This is a genomic window from Aeromonas sp. SER (assembly GCF_038739615.1).
Classification (GTDB): domain Bacteria; phylum Pseudomonadota; class Gammaproteobacteria; order Enterobacterales; family Aeromonadaceae; genus Aeromonas; species Aeromonas jandaei.
Genome location: NZ_JBCGFC010000039.1, coordinates 1 through 255, shown reverse-complemented (window position 1 = coordinate 255; position 255 = coordinate 1). Strand labels below are relative to the sequence as shown.

At 56.5% G+C, this 255-nt stretch carries 1 protein-coding gene; it reads right to left on the bottom strand.

Annotation, left to right across the window (positions count from 1 at the left end; translation table 11 throughout):
- Positions 1 to 255: GTP-binding protein (locus tag AAHA41_RS22600; RefSeq protein WP_342697351.1), on the bottom strand; the 255-nt coding region annotated here is incomplete at both ends.

Sequence of the window (255 nt, the reverse complement as noted above, 5' to 3'; positions counted from 1 at the left end):
CTTCGATAGGCATCAGGAACGGCAGGTCGATTGCACGCTCCGGCTCCGGAATGTAGCTGTCCAGGTGGCCAGCCAGTTCCAGGATCTTCTCTTCCCACTGAGCTTCGCCTTCCAGCGCTTTCAGTGCAGAACCACGGACTACCGGCAGGTCATCACCCGGGAAGTCGTACTCGGACAGCAGTTCGCGAACTTCCATCTCGACCAGTTCCAGCAGCTCTTCGTCATCTACCATGTCACACTTGTTCATGAACACGA